General features: G+C 72.4%; 19 protein-coding genes. 1 reads left to right on the top strand and 18 read right to left on the bottom strand.

Annotated features, from left to right (window positions below):
* Positions 1-10 precede the first annotated feature (10 nt).
* A complete protein-coding gene (locus tag FB467_RS09230; protein WP_141784837.1) occupies positions 11-1,126 on the bottom strand; it encodes an amidohydrolase family protein in 1,116 nt (371 codons plus the stop codon).
* Positions 1,127-1,180: 54 nt separating this feature from the next.
* Between FB467_RS09230 and FB467_RS09225 the strand changes: the two genes are divergently transcribed.
* Positions 1,181-2,689, top strand: coding sequence for a phytoene desaturase family protein (locus FB467_RS09225; RefSeq protein WP_141784836.1), 1,509 nt, complete (start codon positions 1,181-1,183; stop codon positions 2,687-2,689).
* On the opposite strand, the gene FB467_RS09220 is transcribed toward FB467_RS09225, so the two are convergent.
* From FB467_RS09220 to rpmF, 17 genes are all read right to left on the bottom strand, one after another.
* Positions 2,686-3,414, bottom strand: a complete 729-nt coding sequence (locus FB467_RS09220) for a PIG-L deacetylase family protein (protein WP_141784835.1) — start codon at positions 3,412-3,414, stop codon at positions 2,686-2,688. The two genes, FB467_RS09225 and FB467_RS09220, sit on opposite strands and share 4 nt — an antisense overlap.
* Positions 3,411-4,499: a tartrate dehydrogenase gene (locus tag FB467_RS09215; protein ID WP_141784834.1), complete on the bottom strand. Its 1,089-nt coding sequence runs from the start codon at positions 4,497-4,499 to the stop codon at positions 3,411-3,413. The genes FB467_RS09220 and FB467_RS09215 overlap by 4 nt, the downstream gene beginning before the upstream one ends.
* Before the next feature lie 112 nt (positions 4,500-4,611).
* Positions 4,612-6,222 carry a signal recognition particle protein gene (gene ffh / locus FB467_RS09210; RefSeq protein WP_141784833.1) on the bottom strand — a complete coding sequence of 537 codons (1,611 nt, stop codon included), beginning with the start codon at positions 6,220-6,222 and terminating at the stop codon, positions 4,612-4,614.
* Between the two features lie 21 nt (positions 6,223-6,243).
* Entirely contained in the window at positions 6,244-7,452 is a 1,209-nt protein-coding gene (gene ftsY / locus FB467_RS09205; RefSeq protein WP_425325830.1) for a signal recognition particle-docking protein FtsY, read from the bottom strand.
* A 45-nt stretch (positions 7,453-7,497) separates the two neighbouring features.
* Entirely contained in the window at positions 7,498-7,719 is a 222-nt protein-coding gene (locus FB467_RS09200) for a hypothetical protein (protein WP_141784831.1), read from the bottom strand.
* Positions 7,720-7,786: 67 nt separating this feature from the next.
* A complete protein-coding gene (locus FB467_RS09195) occupies positions 7,787-9,061 on the bottom strand; it encodes an MFS transporter (RefSeq protein WP_228393367.1) in 1,275 nt (424 codons plus the stop codon).
* Positions 9,062-9,081: 20 nt separating this feature from the next.
* Complete coding sequence (locus FB467_RS09190) at positions 9,082-9,294, bottom strand: hypothetical protein (RefSeq protein WP_141784830.1); 213 nt, start codon at positions 9,292-9,294, stop codon at positions 9,082-9,084.
* An 82-nt stretch (positions 9,295-9,376) separates the two neighbouring features.
* Complete coding sequence (gene smc, locus FB467_RS09185) at positions 9,377-12,967, bottom strand: chromosome segregation protein SMC (RefSeq protein WP_194288353.1); 3,591 nt, start codon at positions 12,965-12,967, stop codon at positions 9,377-9,379.
* Between the two features lie 114 nt (positions 12,968-13,081).
* A complete protein-coding gene (locus tag FB467_RS09180) occupies positions 13,082-13,390 on the bottom strand; it encodes an acylphosphatase (RefSeq protein WP_141784829.1) in 309 nt (102 codons plus the stop codon).
* Between the two features lie 80 nt (positions 13,391-13,470).
* Positions 13,471-13,683: a hypothetical protein gene (locus tag FB467_RS09175; RefSeq protein WP_141784828.1), complete on the bottom strand. Its 213-nt coding sequence runs from the start codon at positions 13,681-13,683 to the stop codon at positions 13,471-13,473.
* Complete coding sequence (locus tag FB467_RS09170; protein ID WP_141784827.1) at positions 13,680-13,967, bottom strand: helix-turn-helix domain-containing protein; 288 nt, start codon at positions 13,965-13,967, stop codon at positions 13,680-13,682. The genes FB467_RS09175 and FB467_RS09170 overlap by 4 nt, the downstream gene beginning before the upstream one ends.
* A gap of 94 nt (positions 13,968-14,061) precedes the next feature.
* Positions 14,062-14,505 carry a GNAT family N-acetyltransferase gene (locus FB467_RS09165; protein WP_228393366.1) on the bottom strand — a complete coding sequence of 148 codons (444 nt, stop codon included), beginning with the start codon at positions 14,503-14,505 and terminating at the stop codon, positions 14,062-14,064.
* 180 nt (positions 14,506-14,685) lie between these two features.
* On the bottom strand, positions 14,686-14,976 hold the full coding sequence (locus tag FB467_RS09160; protein WP_141784825.1) for a type II toxin-antitoxin system RelE/ParE family toxin: 291 nt from the start codon (positions 14,974-14,976) through the stop codon (positions 14,686-14,688).
* Complete coding sequence (locus tag FB467_RS09155) at positions 14,973-15,206, bottom strand: type II toxin-antitoxin system ParD family antitoxin (protein ID WP_141784824.1); 234 nt, start codon at positions 15,204-15,206, stop codon at positions 14,973-14,975. Before FB467_RS09155 ends, FB467_RS09160 begins: the two co-directional genes overlap by 4 nt.
* Positions 15,207-15,434: 228 nt before the next feature.
* On the bottom strand, positions 15,435-16,340 hold the full coding sequence (gene mutM, locus FB467_RS09150; protein WP_141784823.1) for a bifunctional DNA-formamidopyrimidine glycosylase/DNA-(apurinic or apyrimidinic site) lyase: 906 nt from the start codon (positions 16,338-16,340) through the stop codon (positions 15,435-15,437).
* Between the two features lie 6 nt (positions 16,341-16,346).
* Positions 16,347-17,174, bottom strand: coding sequence for a ribonuclease III (gene rnc, locus FB467_RS09145; RefSeq protein ID WP_141784822.1), 828 nt, complete (start codon positions 17,172-17,174; stop codon positions 16,347-16,349).
* Between the two features lie 20 nt (positions 17,175-17,194).
* Positions 17,195-17,389, bottom strand: a complete 195-nt coding sequence (rpmF, locus tag FB467_RS09140) for a 50S ribosomal protein L32 (protein ID WP_141784821.1) — start codon at positions 17,387-17,389, stop codon at positions 17,195-17,197.

Here is a 17,389-nt window from a genome sequence, read left to right as displayed (position 1 = left end):
GGGACCGGCCCTACACCGCGTCGTGCCGGTGCCGCCCCAAGGATTCGTGGGCGCGGCCGCGCAGGACCACCCGGTGGGGGTCGGCGAGGGTCCGCAGGTCCTCGCGGGGGTCCGCGGCGTACACCACGAGGTCGGCCGGTGCGCCCTCCTCGATGCCGGGGTGGCCGAGCCACCGTCGGGCCGACCAGGTGGCCGCGTCGATCGCCTCGAGCGCGGTGAAGCCGGCCCGGGTCAGTTCCGCGACCTCCCGGGCCACCAGCCCGTGCGGCAGCTGTCCGCCGGCGTCCGTCCCGACATACACCGGCACCCCGGCCTCCCGGGCCAACCCGACGGTCTCGTAGCGCCGGGCGTGCAGGTCCCGCATGTGGGCGGCGTAGGCCGGGAACTTGGCCTCCCCCGCGTCGGCGAACTTCGGGAAGTTGGCGATGTTGACCAGGGTGGGCACGATCGCGATCTGCTGCTCGGCGAAGCGGGCGATGGTGTCCTCCTGCAACCCGCAGGCGTGCTCGATGCAGTCGGTGCCGGCGGCCGCGAAGTCCCTGAGCGACTGCTCGGCGAAGCAGTGCGCCGTGGTCCGGGCCCCCTCCTCGTGCACGGCAGCAACCGCCTCGGCCAGCACGTCGGCGGGCCACAGCGGCGCGAGGTCGCCGACCTCCCGGTCGATCCAGTCCCCCACGAACTTCACCCAGCCGTCCGAGGCGCGGGCCTCCGCCCGGGCATACTCCACCAGGTCCGCGGGCTCGATCTCGTGCGCGAAACGGGGCAGGTACCGCTTCGGGCGGGCCAGGTGCGTGCCGCCGTGGAGCATCACGGGCATGTCCTCCCGGGCCGCCATCCACGAGGTGTCCGCCGGTGACCCCGGGGAGCGCAGCAGGAGGGCCCCGGCGTCCCGGTCGGCGAGCGCGTGCTCCTCGGCACGGTCCTGTCCCACCGCCCCCTCGATCTCCAGCCCGACGTGGCAGTGCGCGTCGACCAGGCCGGGCAGCGCCCACCCCTGGATCGTCTCGACCTCGCCGGACGTCGGCGGGGTCAGGCTGATCCGTCCGTCGATGGCCCAGACCTCCCCGAGGGTCTCCTCCGGTCCCACCAGGACCTGGCCACGGATGTGCAGTGCGGGCGCGCCCATCTGTTCCTCCCTCGGTATGCCGTGTGGGCACGATATCGGGCTAGCGTGACCCCCATGCGAGTGGATGCTGTCGTCATCGGGGCCGGCCACAACGGGCTGACCAGTGCCGCCTACCTGGCCCGGGCTGGCCGGTCGGTGCTGGTGCTGGAGCGGTCGGACCACATCGGGGGCGCGGCCCGCTCGGACCGGGTGTTCCCGGCGCACGACGCCCGCCTGTCGGCCTACAGCTACCTGGTGAGCCTGCTGCCGCAGCAGATCATCGACGAGCTGGGGCTGCAACTGGACCTGCGCCGCCGCCGGATCTCCTCCTACACCCCGGTGGGCGACGGCGGGATCCTCGTCGACAACGGCGACCCCGCCAGGACGGCCGCCGACCTGGGGCCCGACGCCCAGGCGTGGGAGGACTTCTACGGGATGACCGGTGAGCTGGCCCGACGGTTGTTCCCGACCGTCACCCAGCCCCTGCGCTCCCGCGAGGACGTGCGGGCCCTGGTCGGGGCCACCGCGTGGGAGGACGTCTTCGAACGTCCGCTCGGGGAGGCACTCGAGCGCCGGTTCACCTCCGACACGGTCCGCGGCATCGCGCTCACCGACGGCCTCATCGGGACCTTCGCCGGCGCCCGCGAGCGCGACCTGCTCGCCAACCGCTGTTTCCTCTACCACGTGATCGGCCGGGGCACGGGCGACTGGGACGTGCCGGTCGGCGGGATGGGGGCGGTCACCGACGGACTGCTCGCGGCGGCCGAGGCTGCCGGGGCGCAGGTCCGCACCTCTACCACGGTCACCGGGATCTCGACCGACGGCACGGAGGCGGTCGTCCGGACCGCCGACGGCGAGGAGATCACCGCCGGGCTCGTCTTCAGCAACGCCGCACCGTCGGTGCTGGCCGGTCTGCTGGGCGAGGCCCCGCCGGGCCCGGCCCCCGAGGGCGCCCAGCTGAAGGTCAACATGCTGCTCTCCCGCCTCCCGGCCCTCCGGGACGACTCGGTCACCCCGGAGCAGGCCTTCGCGGGGACCTTCCACATCAACGAGGGCTATCAGGCCCTGGAGGCGGCCCGCGCCCAGGCGGGCGCGGGGCAGATCCCGGACCTGCCGCCCTGCGAGGTGTACTGCCACAGCCTGTCCGACGACTCGATCCTGGGCCCCGACCTGGTGGCCGCGGGCGCCCAGACACTGACCCTGTTCGGCCTGCACATGCCCGCCCGCCTGTTCCGGGAGGACCCCGAGGGCGCCCGGGAGCGCGCGCTGGCCGCCACCCTGGCCTCCATCGACAGCGTGCTCGCCGAGCCGATCGAGGACTGTCTGCTCGACGAGGCGACGATCGAGGTGCGCAGCCCGCTGGACATCGAGTCCTCGGTCGGGATGCCCGGCGGCCACATCTTCCACGGCGACCTGCAGTGGCCGTTCGCGGAGACCACCGGGGACGTCGGCCGGTGGGGAGTCGAGACGGCATACCCGAACGTCTTCGTCTGCGGCGCCGGCGCCCGGCGCGGCGGCGGGGTCAGCGGGATCCCGGGGCGCAACGCGGTCGCCGCCGCGCTCGGCGAGGAGGCCGTGGGCTAGCGGTAGCCGCCCTGCTTCTCCACCCAGTCGAAGGCCGCCGCCCGTTCCTCAGCGGAGCCGAAGGCATCGGACCCCAGGTGCACGATGGCGTAGGGGTCGGCCAGCCAGGAGTCGAAGTAGCCCCCGGAGCTGAGGGCTCCCACCGACCACCACCGGCGGTCCAGGTCCAGCGTCACATACCGTTCGGCGACGACCGCCGGGTCCAGCGCCTCGGCCCGCTCGAGCCACCGGCGCGGCGTGGGGACCACCCCGTCGTACCGGCGGGAGAAGCAGAACCGCGCCGACACCCCCTCCTCGGCACGCAGGTCGTCGAGCGCCTTGCCGATGTTGCGGTGGTCGGGGTGCGCGTCCAGGAAGGAGTGGGCGACCAGGTCGGCGCCGGGATGCTCCCCGAGGAAGGCCTCCATGACCTCGCGGGCGGCGGCGACGGTGACCTCCTTGTCCGGGATCCCGGTGGTATGCCGTCGCGGCCGGGGCACCCCCAGCCGGGAGCCCGCCTCGTCGAACTCGGCCCAACGGGCCTCGGCGAACTCCTGCCGGGTCGGGGTGTAGCCGAGGATCTCGGCCAGCTCCCGGGTGCGCACCACGGCGGCCGAGCCGTCGGTGAGGCACACCAGGTGGACCGACCTGCCGGTCTGCACCTGGTTGGCCACGGCCGCTGCCCCCTGCAGCGTCTCGTCGTCCTGGTGGGCGAAGAAGAAGCCGGTGACCCCCGCCCCGCTCACGCCTGCGCCACCGCCTGGGCCACGACATCGCCGAAGGACTGGGTGGTCCCCGTCCCGCCGAGGTCCGGCGTGGCGGTGCCGTCGGCGACGCCGCTCTCCAGTGCCGCCTCCACCGCCCGCACCGTCGCGGCCGCCGCCTCGGTCTCACCGAGGTGGTCGAGCATCATCGCGCCGCACCAGATCTGACCGACCGGGTTCGCGATCCCCTGCCCGGCGATGTCCGGTGCGGACCCGTGGACGGGTTCGAAGAGGCTGGGGTGCTGGCGGGTGGGGTTGATGTTGGCGCTGGGCGCGATCCCGATCGTGCCGGTGCACGCGGGGCCCAGGTCGGACAGGATGTCGCCGAACAGGTTGCTCGCCACGACCACGTCGAAGCGTTCCGGGCTGAGCACGAACCGGGCGGTCAGGATGTCGATGTGGTAGCTGTCGACCTCGATGTCGGGGTACTCCTGCCCCACCGCGCGCACCCGTTCGTCCCAGAACGGCATGGTGATCGCGATGCCGTTGCTCTTGGTCGCCGAGGTCAGCTTCTTCCGCGGACGGGTCGCGGCGAGCTCGTAGGCATACCGCAGCACCCGGTCCACCCCGGTGCGGGTCATCACCGTCTCCTGGAGGACGACCTCGCGGTCGGTGCCGGGGAACATGTGGCCGCCCACGCTGGAGTACTCGCCCTCGGTGTTCTCCCGCACGATCATCATGTCGATGTCGCCCGGCTCCTTGTCCGCCAGCGGGGAGCGCACGCCCGGCATCAGGCGGACCGGTCGCAGGTTGACGTACTGGTCGAACTCGCGGCGGAACTGCAGCAGGCTGCCCCACAGGGACACGTGATCCGGCATCGCGGCCGGCCAGCCGACGGCGCCGAAGTAGATGGCGTCGAAGCCGGACAGGGTCTCCTTCCACCCCTCCGGCAGCATCGCGCCGGTGCGCTCGTAGTAGTCGGCGGAGGACCAGTCGAACTCCTCGAACTCCAGCCCGACGTCGTAGCTGTCCGCGACACGGCGCAGCACCTTGACGCCCTCGGGCATCACCTCGGTGCCGATGCCGTCACCGGCGATGACGGCGATGCGGTGGGTCCTGCTGGCCATACGGTCCTCCTCGGGGAGTGGTCGGGGCACCACCGTATGCCGTGGGCCGGGCCGGGTGACCGGCGCCCGGTCCCGCGTGGGAACCGCGTCCCTGGGTCCCCCGCGGCGAGCGCTACTTGCCCTGGTCGAGGAACTTCTCGAAGCCCTTGGGCAGCTGTAGGTTGGACATGTCCGGCGCCCCGTCCTGGCCCTGGCCGGCCCCGAGGCCGAAGGCGTTGCCCTGGGAGGCCTGTGCCTTCTCCTGGGCCGCCTTCTCCTCGGCCGCCCGCTTGGCGGGGTTGCCGCTGCGCGACTTCTTGCGCTGCGGCGCCTTGCCCTTCCCCTTGCCCTTGCCGCCGCCCATGCCCGGCATCCCGGGCATCCCCGGCATACCACCGCCCTTGCTCATCTGCTTCATCATCTTCTGCGCCTGACCGAACCGCTCCAGCAGCTGGTTGACCTCCGAGACGGTGACCCCCGAGCCCCGGGCGATGCGGGCCCGGCGGGAGCCGTTGATCTGCTTGGGGTGGTTGCGCTCGAACGGCGTCATCGAGTGGACCATCGCCTCGACCCGGTCGAACTCGCGGTCGTCCAGGGCGTCCAGCTGGGCCCGCATCTGCTGCATCCCGGGCATCATCCCGAGCATCTGCTTGAGCGAGCCCATCTTCTTGATCGCCTGCATCTGCTGCAGGAAGTCCTCGAAGGTGAAGTCCTCCGCGGCCATGAACTTGCGGGCCATCTCCTTGGCCTGCACCTGGTCGAACGCCTTCTCGGCCTGCTCGATCAGGGTGAGCACGTCACCCATGTCCAGGATCCGGCCGGCCATCCGGTCCGGGTGGAAGATCTCGAAGTCCTTGACCTGCTCACCGGTGGAGGCGAACAGGATCGGCTCCCCGGTCACCGTCGCCACCGACAGCGCGGCACCACCGCGGGCGTCGCCGTCGAGCTTGGTCAGCACCGTGCCGGTGATCCCGACACCGTCGGCGAACGCCTTGGCGGTCTCCACCGCGGCCTGGCCGATCATCGCGTCGATGACGAACAGCACCTCGTGCGCCGCCGTCTCCACCCGGATGTCGTGCGCCTGGCGCATCAGGTCCACGTCGACCGCGAGCCGGCCGGCGGTGTCGATGATGACGATGTCGTAGCCCTTGTCGCGGGCGTGGGTCACGCTGTCGACCGCCACGTCGACCGGGTCACCGAAGGACCGGGTGCCTTCCCCCGTCTCCAGGGCCGCGTCGTGGCCGAAGACGTTCCCGCGCTCCGGGGCGAAGACCGGCACGCCGGCCCGCTCCCCCACGACCTCCAGCTGGGTCACCGCGTTGGGGCGCTGCAGGTCGGCGGCCACGAGCAGCGGGGCGTGCCCCTGCTCCTTGAGCCAGTAGCCGAGCTTGCCGGCCAGGGTGGTCTTACCCGAACCCTGCAGACCCGCCAGCATGATCACGGTCGGCGGGTTCTTGGCCAGGTTCAACCGCCGGGTCGCACCGCCCAGGATGCCGACGAGTTCCTCGTTGACGATCTTGACGACCTGCTGCGCCGGGTTGAGCGCCTCGGAGACCTCCGCCCCGAGGGCCCGCTCCCGGATCCGCCCGGTGAACTGCTTGACCACGGGCAGCGCGACGTCCGCCTCGAGCAGCGCCACGCGGATGTCCCGGACCGTGGCGTTGACGTCGGACTCCGAGAGGGTCCCCCTCCGCTTGAGGTTGCGGAAGGTGTTGGACAGGCGGTCAGAGAGGCTGTTGAACACGACCCAAGGCTAACTGCTGTCTCAGTCGACGATGGCCTCGACGAAGGCCTGCGGGTCGAACGGGGCCAGATCGTCCGGCCCCTCCCCGAGGCCGACCAGCTTCACCGGGACGCCCAGCTTGCGCTGCACGTTGACCACGATGCCACCCTTGGCGGTGCCGTCCAGCTTGGTCAGCACGATCCCGGTGACGGCCACGGCCTCCCCGAAGACCTCGGCCTGGCGCATGCCGTTCTGGCCGGTGGTGGCGTCCAGCACCAGGAGCACCTCGTCGATCGGGCTCTTCTTCTCGATGACCCGCTTGACCTTGCCCAGCTCGTCCATCAGGCCGACCTTGTTGTGCAGCCGGCCGGCGGTGTCGACCAGCACGACGTCGGCCTCCATCTCCTGCGCTGCGCTGACCGCGTCGAAGGCGACCGACGCGGGGTCGGCACCCTCCCGGTCCGAGCGGACGGTCGGGACCCCGACCCGCTCGCCCCAGGTCTGCAGCTGGTCCGCCGCCGCGGCCCGGAAGGTGTCGGCGGCGCCCAGCACGACGTCCTTGTCCTCGGCGACCAGCACGCGGGCCAGCTTGCCCACCGTCGTCGTCTTGCCGGTGCCGTTCACCCCGACGACCAGGACCACGGCGGGGCGGTCCTCCACCCGGGACGCGGCGATCCGGCGGTCCATGGTCGGGTCGACCAGCCGCAGCAGGTCCTCGCGCAGCCACCCGCGGACGGTGTCGGGATCGGTGGTGCCGTCCACCTTGACCCGGGTGCGCAGCGCCTCGACCAGCTCCTGGGAGGCCTCGACCCCCAGGTCGGCCTGGAGCAGGGTGTCCTCGACGTCCTCCCAGTCCTCCTCCTCGAGCCCGCCACGGGAGAGCAGCCCGAGCAGGGCGGAGCCGATGGCGGAGTTCGAGCGGGCCAGCCGGGCCCGCAACCGCTGCAACCGGCCTCGCGCCGAGGCGGGCCTGTCCAGCGTCGGCGTGGGCTCGAGGACCTCGGGCTCGACCGTCTCCGGGGGCTCCAGCACGTCCGTGCCGACCCCGGTCCCGCCGGCGTAGCCGCCGTCGCCCTCACCGTCGGGAGGCTGCCCCTCCGGGGTGCGCTCCGGCTGCGCGGGCGGCGTCGTGGGCCGCTCGATGGTCTTGGACCCGGATCGCCCGCGCCCCCGCACGAGGCCGACCAGCAGGGCCAGTCCGGCCAGTGCGATGACCGTGGCGACGGTCAGAATTTCCCAGAGATTGTCCACCCCCACAGTCTCCCAGACCGGCGGGGTGCGCCGGTGCGCCCCTCGTCAGGACGCGGAGCGGCGCGACACGGCGTCGGCGGTCTTCTGCCGCAGCGCCTCCCCGCGGTCCCGCAGGTGGTCCCCGCGCCGACGGACGTCGGCCAGGATCTGCTCCCCCTGGGGCGTGAAGAGGTCTCGTCCGTCGCGTCGGGCCTCCACGGCCACGTAGCCCACGACGAGGGCCGCGGGCACGGAGCAGGCCAGGACGGCGATCAGCAGGACGATCATGTTCCCAGGGTGACTCCCCGCCCGGTGCGCCACCAAATCCATTCCCCCGTTGCGGAAGTGAGAATGGTCACTCCGTCGCCGGGCCGGTGCCGACGGGGGTCACGGGGCCCCTGGGTCCGGTGCCCAGGGCGATCAGGGCACCCAGCGCGGTCATGGCCGCCAGCAGGTAGAAGGCGGTGGTGTAGCTGCCGACCAGCTCGGCCAGGTAGGCGCCTCCCGCCGGGGCCACGACCATCGCCGCCGTGGTCGGGACGGTGGAGATCCCGTTGAGGCTGCCGAAGCTGCGGGTGCCCCACCGGTCGCTCACGCTGGTGGCCTGCAGCAGCGTGTAGATGCCCCGGGCGGCGCCCGCGCCGATGGTGGCGACCACCACGACGGCCAGCACCGCGGGCACGGTGGCCAGCGTGGCGAGCATCAGCGCCCCGACCCCGAGCACCAGGGTGGCCCGCACCGGCGCCGCCAGTCGCCGGGAGAGCCGCGGGTAGCCGAACCGCCCGACGAACTGGCCGATCCCGACCAGTCCGAAGACGACGGCGGCCACCTCGTTGCTGACGCCGTGCTCGGCCAGGAACGGGATCAGGTTGAGGGTCGCCCCGAACAGGCCGAACCCGGCGAGCCCGAGCACCACCAGCAGGAGGACGAAGGGTCGGCTGGTAGCCGTCTGACGGACGTAGCCGGTCGAGCCGTCGGTGCCGCCTTCCTCGCCCCGCGAGCCGGCCGCGGGCCAGGGCAGGTTGAGGTAGCGGGCGTGCAGCGGGATCGTCACGGCGGCGAGCACGCCCGCCAGGACCAGGGTCGTGGCCTGCCAGCTGAGGTGGCGCAGCAGGAGCGCGGTGACCGGGGCGAAGACCGTGCCGGCCAGACCTCCCATCACGGTCAGGGTGGTGATCGCCGAGACCCTCCGGGGGCCGTACCAGCGGGTCAGCGCGGCGAACGCCGGTGGGTAGAGGACCGCCGACTGCGCCAGCCCGACCGCGACCCACGCCAGCACGAACCAGGGCAGGCCCGGGGCGAGCGCGACGGCGACCAGCGAGACCGCTCCGAGCACCGATCCCCAGGCCATCACCGGTCGGGGCCCGACCCGGTCCAGCAACCGGCCCACCCACGGTGCGGCGACGGCGGAGGCGAGCAGGCCGGCGGAGAACGCGCCGAACGCGGTGCTGGTCGACCACCCGGTGTCGGCCGTCACCGCGGCGAGCATCACCGGGTAGGCGTAGTAGAGGATCCCCCATCCGGTGAGCTGGGTGATGCAGAGCGCCACCAAGACCCTGCGCAGCGCGGCAGGGCTGGCGGCGGGGTCCTCGGGGTTACCGGGCTGGGCGTCGGTCCTCGGACGGTCCAAGGGTGGTGTGGGCGCGGGCCCTACTCGCGGCCGGCAGGTGCCAGCTTGCTGCCGCGGAACTGCTCGGCGTGGCCGCGCAGGTCGTCACCGCGGCGGCGCACCCCGGCGAGGAACTCCTCGCTCTGCGGGGTCAGGACATCGCGCCCGTCACGCCGCGCCTGCATCGCGACGTACCCGACGACCACGGCTCCCAGCAGGAGACACACCAGCATCGAGATCACCAACACGACCATGGGACCAGAGTGACCCATGTGACGAACCACACCAAGGCTCGCCGCGGCGTGTCCGAGGAATGCCTCCCGGGGCGCGAGCAGGTCAGGCGGGCTGTGGCTGGACGTCCCGCAGCCGCTGGGAGACCACCGTGGTGACGCCGTCGCCCTTCATGGACACGCCATACAGCGCGTCGGCGACCTCCATGGTGCGCTTCTGGTGGGTGATCACGATCAGCTGGCTGGAGTCGCGCAGCTCCTCGAAGAGCACGATCAGGCGACCCAGGTTGGTGTCGTCGAGCGCCGCCTCGACCTCGTCCATGATGTAGAAGGGGCTCGGCCGGGCCTTGAAGATCGCCACCAGCAGGGCGACGGCCGTCAGGGACCGCTCCCCGCCGGAGAGCAGCGAGAGCCGCTTGATCTTCTTGCCGGGCGGGCGCGCCTCGACCTCGATGCCCGTGGTCAGCATGTTGTCCGGGTCGGTGAGCGTGAGTCGGCCCTCCCCACCGGGGAAGAGCCGGGAGAAGACGCGTTCGAACTGCGCCGCGGTGTCGTGGAAGGCCTCGGTGAAGACCCGCTCCACCCGCTCGTCGACCTCCTTGACGATGGCCAGCAGGTCCTCCTTGGACCGCCGCAGGTCCTCGACCTGCTCGGTGAGGAACTTGTGCCGCTCCTCCAGCGCCGCGAACTCCTCCAGCGCCAGCGGGTTGACCCTGCCCAGGGCCGACAGCTTGCGCTCGGCCGAGCGCAGCCGCTTCTCCTGGACCTCGCGGACGAAGGGCACCGGTTCAGGCGTCTCGCCGTCCGCCTCGGCCGCCTGCTCCTCGGTCAGCACCGGCGGGATCAGCTGGTGCGGCCCGAACTCCTCGACCAGTGCCTCCGGGTCGATCCCGAGCTCCTCGACGGCGCGGGCCTGCAGCGCCTCGATCCGCAGCCGCTGCTCGGCGCGGGCGACCTCGTCCTTGTGGACGGAGTCGGTCAGGTCTCGCAGCTCCTCGCCCAGCACACCCACCCGGCTGCGGGCCTGGGACAGGCCAGCCTCGCGCTCGGCCTGCTCGGCACGGGCCCGGTCCCTCAGCTCGGCGGCCTGGCCCACCATCCCCTGCACCTGCTCGAGCAGGTATGCCGCGCCGCTGCGGACCGCGGTGGCCACGCGCGCCTCCTGGCGGCGGCGTTCGCGGCGGGCGGCGGCCCGCTCCCGGGCGGCGATCTCGTCGCGGGCGGCCGTCTCCAACGCCTCGGCCCGTCCGGTGATGGCCCGGACCCGTTCCTCCTGGGTGCGCAACGACAGCCGCACCTCGGTCTCCCGGCTGCGGGCCCTGGCCGCCTCCATGGCGAGCCGCTCCCGGTCGTCGGTGGCCGGCTCCTCGGTATCCGGCTGCGCCTCGGCGTCGGCCAGGCGCTCCTCCAGGGCGGCCAGCTCCTCGCGCCGCTGCGCGACGCCCTGCTCGGCCGAGGCGATGGCCTTCTCGGACCGCTCTCGCTCCCCGGCGGCGGAGCGCATCACCGTGCCGAGCTGGCCCAGCTTCTCGCTCACGGCCGCCATCCGGGCGTCCGACTCGTGCAGCCGGCCGAGCGCGGACTCCGCGCGTTCGGTCTGCTCGACGAGCGCGGCCCCGGCGCCGTGCAGCTCGAAGGTGGCCCGCTCCCGGTCCTGGTCGACGCGGGCCAGGCTCTCCCGGGCGGCGTCCAGCGCCGACTGGATCTCGATCAGGCTGGGTGCGGCGCTGCTGCCCCCGCGGACCCAGCCGGGGCCGTAGACGTCGCCGTCCTCGGTGACCGCGGTGAGCTGTCCCGACCCCGCGGCGACGAGGGCCGTCGCGGCCGCCTGGTCCGGCACCACCGCAACGCCGCGCAGCAGGGCGGCCACGGCGGATCCGGCCCGCCCGTCGACGTCGACGAGGTCGACCGCCCAGCGGGCACCCGCCGGAAGTTCGGTGTCCGGTGCCGCACCGGACTGCGTGGGGGCGGTCTCCGGGACGAGGAGTGCCGCCCGACCGTGGTCGCCCTCCCGCAACACCCCGACGGCGCTCCCGGCGCTGGCGAGGTCCTCCATCACCAGGGCATCCCCGGCCCACCCGAGGGCCGCGGCGATCGCCGTCTGGAACCCCTCCTGCACGGTGATCAGACCCGGGACGGCCCCGACGACCCCGCGCACCGAGTCGTCGGCCAGCAACGCGGCGGCACCGTCCTTGCGGTTCAGGCTCAGCTCCAACGCCTCGCAGCGCGCGGTCAGGCCGGCCCGCTCGGACTCCGCGGCGCGCAGCTTCTCCTGCCAGGACTCGACGTCCTCGGCCGCCCGAGCCCGGGCGGCCTCGGCGGCCTCGTGCTCCTGGTCCAGCCCTTCCTCCCCCTCCTCGGCGTCCAGCACCGTGGCCTCCAGCGCGGCGAACTCCTGCTCGGCGGCCTTGGCCCGCTCGGCGGTGGCGCCCAGGCCGTCCCGGAGCCGGCCGATCTCGGCCTCCTCGGCCTCGATCCGGCTGCGCAGGGCACCGACCTTCCCAGCGAGCCGGGCCAGTCCCTCGCGGCGGTCCGCCGCGGCGCGGGCCAGCCTGGCCAGCCGCTGCTGCTCGGCCTGGTGGGCCTCCTCGGCGTCCGCCCGCTCCTGCTCGGCCGTGGCCAGCTCCCGGGCCGCCTCGGCGATCCGCTGCACGATCGCCTGCTCCTGGGTCCGCATCTCGGCGGCCTCGCGGCGCAGCTGCTCGGGGTCCCGGCCGCTACCGGAGGCGGCGTCCTCTTCCTCCTCCTCGCTGCTGAGCAGGCGCACCCGTTCGGCGGCCAGGTCCCCGGTCGCGCCGAGCCGCTCGACGAGCGCCGACAGCGCATACCACTGGTCCTGCGCCTCGGTCAGCCGCGGCCGCTGCTGCTCGGAGGCCTGCTCGAGCTCGGCGACGGCGGCCTGGGCGGCTCTCAGGTCGGCCTCGACCTTCTCCCGGCGCGCCAGCATGGCGGACTCGTCGGCAAGTTCCTGCTCGAGGTTGGCGGTCAGCTGCACGAGGTCGTCGGCCAGGATCCGCAACCGGGCGTCGCGGACCTCGGCCTGGATGGTCGCCGCACGGCGGGCGGTCTCGGCCTGCCGGCCCAGCGGTCCGAGCTGACGACGGATCTCCGAGGTCAGGTCGCCGAGCCGGGTCAGGTTGCCCTCCATCGTCTCCAGCTTGCGCAGCGCCTTCTCCTTGCGCTTGCGGTGCTTGAGCACCCCGGCGGCCTCCTCGATGAAGCCGCGCCGCTCCTCCGGGGTGGCGCGCAGCACCGCATCGAGCTGTCCCTGGCCGACGATGACGTGCATCTCCCGGCCGATGCCGGAGTCGGAGAGCAGTTCCTGGACGTCCAGCAGCCGGCAGGAGGTGCCGTTGATCGCGTACTCCGAGCCACCGTTGCGGAACATCGTCCGCGAGATGGTGACCTCGGTGTAGTCGATCGGGAGGGCGCCGTCGGTGTTGTCGATGGTCATCGTGACCTCGGCGCGACCCAACGGCGCGCGGCCGGAGGTCCCGGCGAAGATGACGTCCTCCATCTTGCCGCCGCGCAACGACTTGGCCCCCTGCTCCCCCATCACCCAGGCGAGCGCGTCGACGACGTTGGACTTGCCCGACCCGTTGGGGCCCACGATGCAGGTGATGCCGGGCTCCAGCCGCAGCGAGGTCGCCGACGCGAACGACTTGAATCCCTTGAGGGTCAGGCTCTTGACATACACGTCGGGCAACGTCTCCTAGTGCGGCGGACTCTGCGTCACTGTACCGGCGGGGAACCGGCTTTCTGGTCAGGCTGGCCACTGCTTGCCGACACCTCCGTGGCGCCGGCGCCAGGCTCAGCGCTCGGCGAACCCCGTCAGGTCCTCGCGCGGCTCGTGCCACTGCACCACGACGGAGTCCACCCGTCCGGGGCGCCGGTGCCGGCTCGGGGTCTCCTTCAGCAGGTCCACGAGGGCCTCGATCTGGTCCGCCTCGCCCTGGGCACACACCTCGACCCTCCCGTCGGGCATGTTGCGGGCATGCCCGACCAGCCCGAGCTCCAGGGCCCGGGCCCGGGTCCACCAGCGGAACCCGACACCCTGCACCCGCCCCCGGACGAAGACAAGGGCGCGATGCGCCTGATCCCCGGGTGTGGGGCCGGTCACCGGGTCCCTCCAGTGGTCGCCCCATCCCGCCGTACGTCGACATTGCTGTTCACGGTGTCGAGGCTACGTTCACGCCCTGCTCACGGCTCCGCCGACCTCGCGGTGGCGATCACCGCGTCCAAGCGCGTCTCGATGGACTCGACCATCAAAGTGACCTCCTGCTCGCGGATGCCGTTTCTCCGAGCGGCGTCGCGCCACCCGGCGACCGATTCGGCCACGCGCACCATCCGCTCGCGGGCCTGCGCGGGCGAGAGGCTGTCCGCTTCGTCGACGAGGACCTCAACCGTGGTCATCGCGCGCGCTTCTTCGCGAGGTTGCCTGCGCGTAGCCGGCCGATGTCGCTGCCGAGCGGGTCGACGGCCGTGACCACCTGATCGAGAACACCGAGGGCGCGCAGCACCTGCGCGACGTTCCCGAAGCCCACGCTCGGGTCACCGGTCTCGATCTTGCGCAGGGTGTCCCGGGTGATCCCGGCACGCTCGGACACCTGCTGCGCTGTCAGACCGAGCACCATACGCCAGCCGCGCACGTGCTCGCCGAACTCGGTGAGTTCTCGGTCGATGCGGTATCCAGCCATGAAACACTCCCGTCACCTATGACGAGGCTAGCAGTCATAAAGTGCTGATGTGACGATTACCTTAGGCGTAAAGCCCGAAGATCGCCCGTCGGTCTTACCTGCGTCTCGGCGTGGCGGCCGTGGAGGCCGTGGAGGCCGACGGCTGCGCCTGGGAGAGACGCAGATGGAGCAGCGGATACGGCCGGCCCGCTTCATCGACCTCGCTCCGACCCGCGACCACGAAGCCGCGGCGGCCGTAGAAGGCGACCGCCGCCGCATTCTGCTCGTTGACGTCAACCCGGGACACGTCCTGATGTCGGACGACGTGGGCCAGGAGCGCGGACCCGATCCCATCACCGCGCCGCGCGGCATCCACGAACAGCATCTCCAGGTTGCCGTCGAGTGTGCCGGCGAACCCCACCGGCAGACCGCCGATCTCCGCGACGGAGAGGGCGACGGATGGGAGGTACTCCGACGCCAGATGCGCCTCGATCTCGTCGCGGTGGGATTCGTGCACGAAGCCGTGAGTTGCGTCGACCGCACTGCGCCAGATCGCCACCAACGCCGGGTACTCATCGGCACCGATCGACGGTCGGATAGTCAACTCCGGCACGAGAACCCTCCTCGAAGTACTCGGTGCACACCCGGCTACCGTTGCCGCTGTCCATCCGTGTCCAAGCGTGGGCAACCTTCCACTGACTCACCGGGCCGTCGGCGGACCAAGGGCAGCCCGCCTGCCTCACAGATGTCGTGCCGGGTCCATCCGCTGGTGCAGGATCCGGATCACGTCCACGCCGTCGGCGCTCTCGACGTAGAAGAGCAGGTGGCTGCCGATGCTGTACCGGCGGTAGCCCTCCCGGATCTCTTCGCAGGCCCTCCCACGGCCGGGGTCAGCCGCGACGCGCTCAATCGCGGCTCTGATCTCGGTCACGTATGTCTCCGCCTGGCGGACGTCCCAGCGCTCCTCCGTGTAGTCCCAGATCGAGGAGAGGTCGCGCTGCGCAGCCGGAGTGAGCCGGTACCGACTCACGACTTCTTCGCCGCGATGAAGGCGTCGAAGTCGAAGGGCTGCGCCGCTCCACTCTCCTCGCCGGCGATGAGGGCCTCGCGAAGCGCGGCCAGCTGCGTCTCCTGGTCCTCCAGCAGCCGGAGACCGGCACGGACGACCTCGCTCGCGGACCGGTAGCGCCCGGACGAGACCGCACGGGAGAGGAAATCCGTGAAGTGGTCATCCAGGCTGATCGACGTGTTCTGGGCCATACCGCTATGGTACCAAGGATTGGTAGTCACGCATCGAGCGACCGATGTCGCTGCCGAGCAGTTCGACCGCCTCGGCGAGGCCGACCACCAACAGCTCACGGTGTTGCCGCGCAGCGGATCAATCGCTCACGCGAGTCTCGATCAGCTCCTTGCGCAGCTGCTCGCGCTCGACCGGTGTGAACATACCTCCATGCCTATGGCGGCCACCGTGTAGCGAGCGGTCGACGACTACCGTTTCCGCTGGCAGCGCGGGCAGTAGTGCGAGGACCGGTTCATGAACTCCTCGCGCCGGATCGGGGTGCCGCACCGCGGGCAGGGCCGTCCGGTCTGCCCGTAGGCGTTCAGCGAGCGGTCGAAGTAGCCGCTGGCCCCGTTGACGTTCACGTAGAGCGCGTCGAAGCTGGTGCCGCCCTGGTCCAGCGCCGAGCGCATCACGGCGGCCGCCTCGTCGAGCACCCGGCCCAGCACCGGCTTGGTGAGGGACGCCGTCTCCCGCCGGCCGTTCACCCTGGCCCGCCAGAGCGCCTCGTCGGCGTAGATGTTGCCGATCCCGCTGACCAGGCCCTGGTCCAGCAGGGCGCGCTTGATGGCGGTATGCCGGGTCTTGAGCCGGCGCACGACCGCCGCCTGGTCGTAGCCCGGCTCGAGGGGGTCGGCGCCGATGTGCGCGACCGGTTCGGGGACGCCGTGCGGGTGGGCCGCCGCCGCGCCCTCGCGCGCCGGCCCCACGGCATACGGGTCGGCGACCAGCGGCGTGAGCGCCAGGCCACCGAACGTGCGCTGGTCCACGAAACGCAGCTGGGATCCGCCGTCGGCGAAGTCGAAGACCGCGTGCAGGTGCTTCTCGCGCGGCGCCCGCGGGTCCTCGACGAGCAGCTGACCGCTCATCCCGAGGTGGATGACGAGGGCGTGCGGGTCGTCGGCGGGCGGCACGACCACCAGCCAGAGGTACTTGCCACGCCGGTCGGCGGCCTCGACCCGGGCCCCGGCGAGGCGGTCGGCCAGGTCCCCCGGTCCGGCGACGTGCCGGCGGGCGACCCGGGCGCCGGTGAGGGTCACTCGCCCCAGGGTGCGCCCCACCACGTGGTCGGCCAGTCCGCGGCGGACCACCTCGACCTCAGGCAGCTCCGGCACGGGGGTTCAGTCGGCCGCGGGCCGGTCGGGGGTGTCCGGGTCGTCCGACCCGGCAGGAGGTTCGGCCGACGGCTCGGTCTGCACCATCTCGGCGGCCCGTTCCGACAGCGTGCTGAAGGCGCTGGCGGCCGCCTTCTGCTCGGCCTCCTTCTTGGAGCGGCCGGTGCCGGTGCCCAGCACCTCCTCGGCCACCACGGCGCTGGCCGTGAACACCTTGTCGTGGTCCGGCCCCTCGTCCTCCACCCGGTACTCCGGCGACCCGAGGGCGCCGTTGGCGGCGAGTTCCTGCAGGCTGGTCTTCCAGTCCAGGGCGGCCCCGAGGTTGGCGGTGCGCTGCATCAGCGGGTCGAGCAGGTGGTGCACGAAGGTGTCCGCGGCGGCCAGCCCGACCGAGATGTAGACGGCGCCGATGACCGCCTCGGTGGTGTCGGCCAGGATCGAGGCCTTGTCCCGGCCGCCGGTCGACTCCTCGCCGCGGCCGAGCAGGACGTAGTCGCCCAGACCGATGGTGCGGGCCACGTCGGCCAGGGCCCGTGAGTTCACGACCGCGGCCCGCAGCTTGGCCAGCTGCCCCTCGGGCAGGTCGGGGTGCGCGCGGAACAGGGTGTCGGTGACGACGAGGCCGAGGACGGCATCGCCGAGGAACTCCAGGCGTTCGTTGTGCGGCAGGTTGCCGTTCTCGTAGGCGTAGGACCGGTGCGTCAGGGCACGCCGAAGCAGCGCCTCGTCACAGGCCTGACCGACCACCTCGGTGAGGTAGTCCGACAGGTCCGTCACGGGACGCTGCTGGGGCTCCTGGGCGTGACCGGCCGGTGTCGTGTCTCCGGAAGTCATCGCTGGGCCAGGCTCGTTCGTCAGCCCTGGTGCTCGGTGCGCTCGGCGGTGCCGTAGTGGCGGCCGGCGTAGGTGCCACAGGACGGGCAGGCCACGTGCGGCTGCTTGGGGGCCTTGCACTGCGGGCAGCTGGTCAGCGCCACCGGGGCGGCCTTCCACTGCGAGCGGCGGGCGCGGGTGTTGGAGCGGGACATCTTCCGCTTCGGGACAGCCAC

It is taken from the genome of Ornithinicoccus hortensis (assembly GCF_006716185.1).
GTDB lineage: Bacteria > Actinomycetota > Actinomycetes > Actinomycetales > Dermatophilaceae > Ornithinicoccus > Ornithinicoccus hortensis.
Note: the sequence above shows the minus strand (reverse complement) of the source record. Positions and strands in the feature narration are given on the sequence as shown.

Bases quoted from the DNA above. Each gene is read 5' to 3' on its own strand.
- FB467_RS09230 (WP_141784837.1), bottom strand. From the start codon at position 1,126: ATGGGCGCGCCCGCACTGCACATCCGTGGCCAGGTCCTGGTGGGACCG.
- FB467_RS09225 (WP_141784836.1), top strand. From the start codon at position 1,181: ATGCGAGTGGATGCTGTCGTCATCGGGGCCGGCCACAACGGGCTGACC.
- FB467_RS09215 (WP_141784834.1), bottom strand. From the start codon at position 4,499: ATGGCCAGCAGGACCCACCGCATCGCCGTCATCGCCGGTGACGGCATC.
- FB467_RS09200 (WP_141784831.1), bottom strand. From the start codon at position 7,719: ATGATCGTCCTGCTGATCGCCGTCCTGGCCTGCTCCGTGCCCGCGGCC.
- FB467_RS09190 (WP_141784830.1), bottom strand. From the start codon at position 9,294: ATGGTCGTGTTGGTGATCTCGATGCTGGTGTGTCTCCTGCTGGGAGCC.
- FB467_RS09175 (WP_141784828.1), bottom strand. From the start codon at position 13,683: ATGACCACGGTTGAGGTCCTCGTCGACGAAGCGGACAGCCTCTCGCCC.
- FB467_RS09170 (WP_141784827.1), bottom strand. From the start codon at position 13,967: ATGGCTGGATACCGCATCGACCGAGAACTCACCGAGTTCGGCGAGCAC.
- FB467_RS09155 (WP_141784824.1), bottom strand. From the start codon at position 15,206: ATGGCCCAGAACACGTCGATCAGCCTGGATGACCACTTCACGGATTTC.
- rnc (WP_141784822.1), bottom strand. From the start codon at position 17,174: ATGACTTCCGGAGACACGACACCGGCCGGTCACGCCCAGGAGCCCCAG.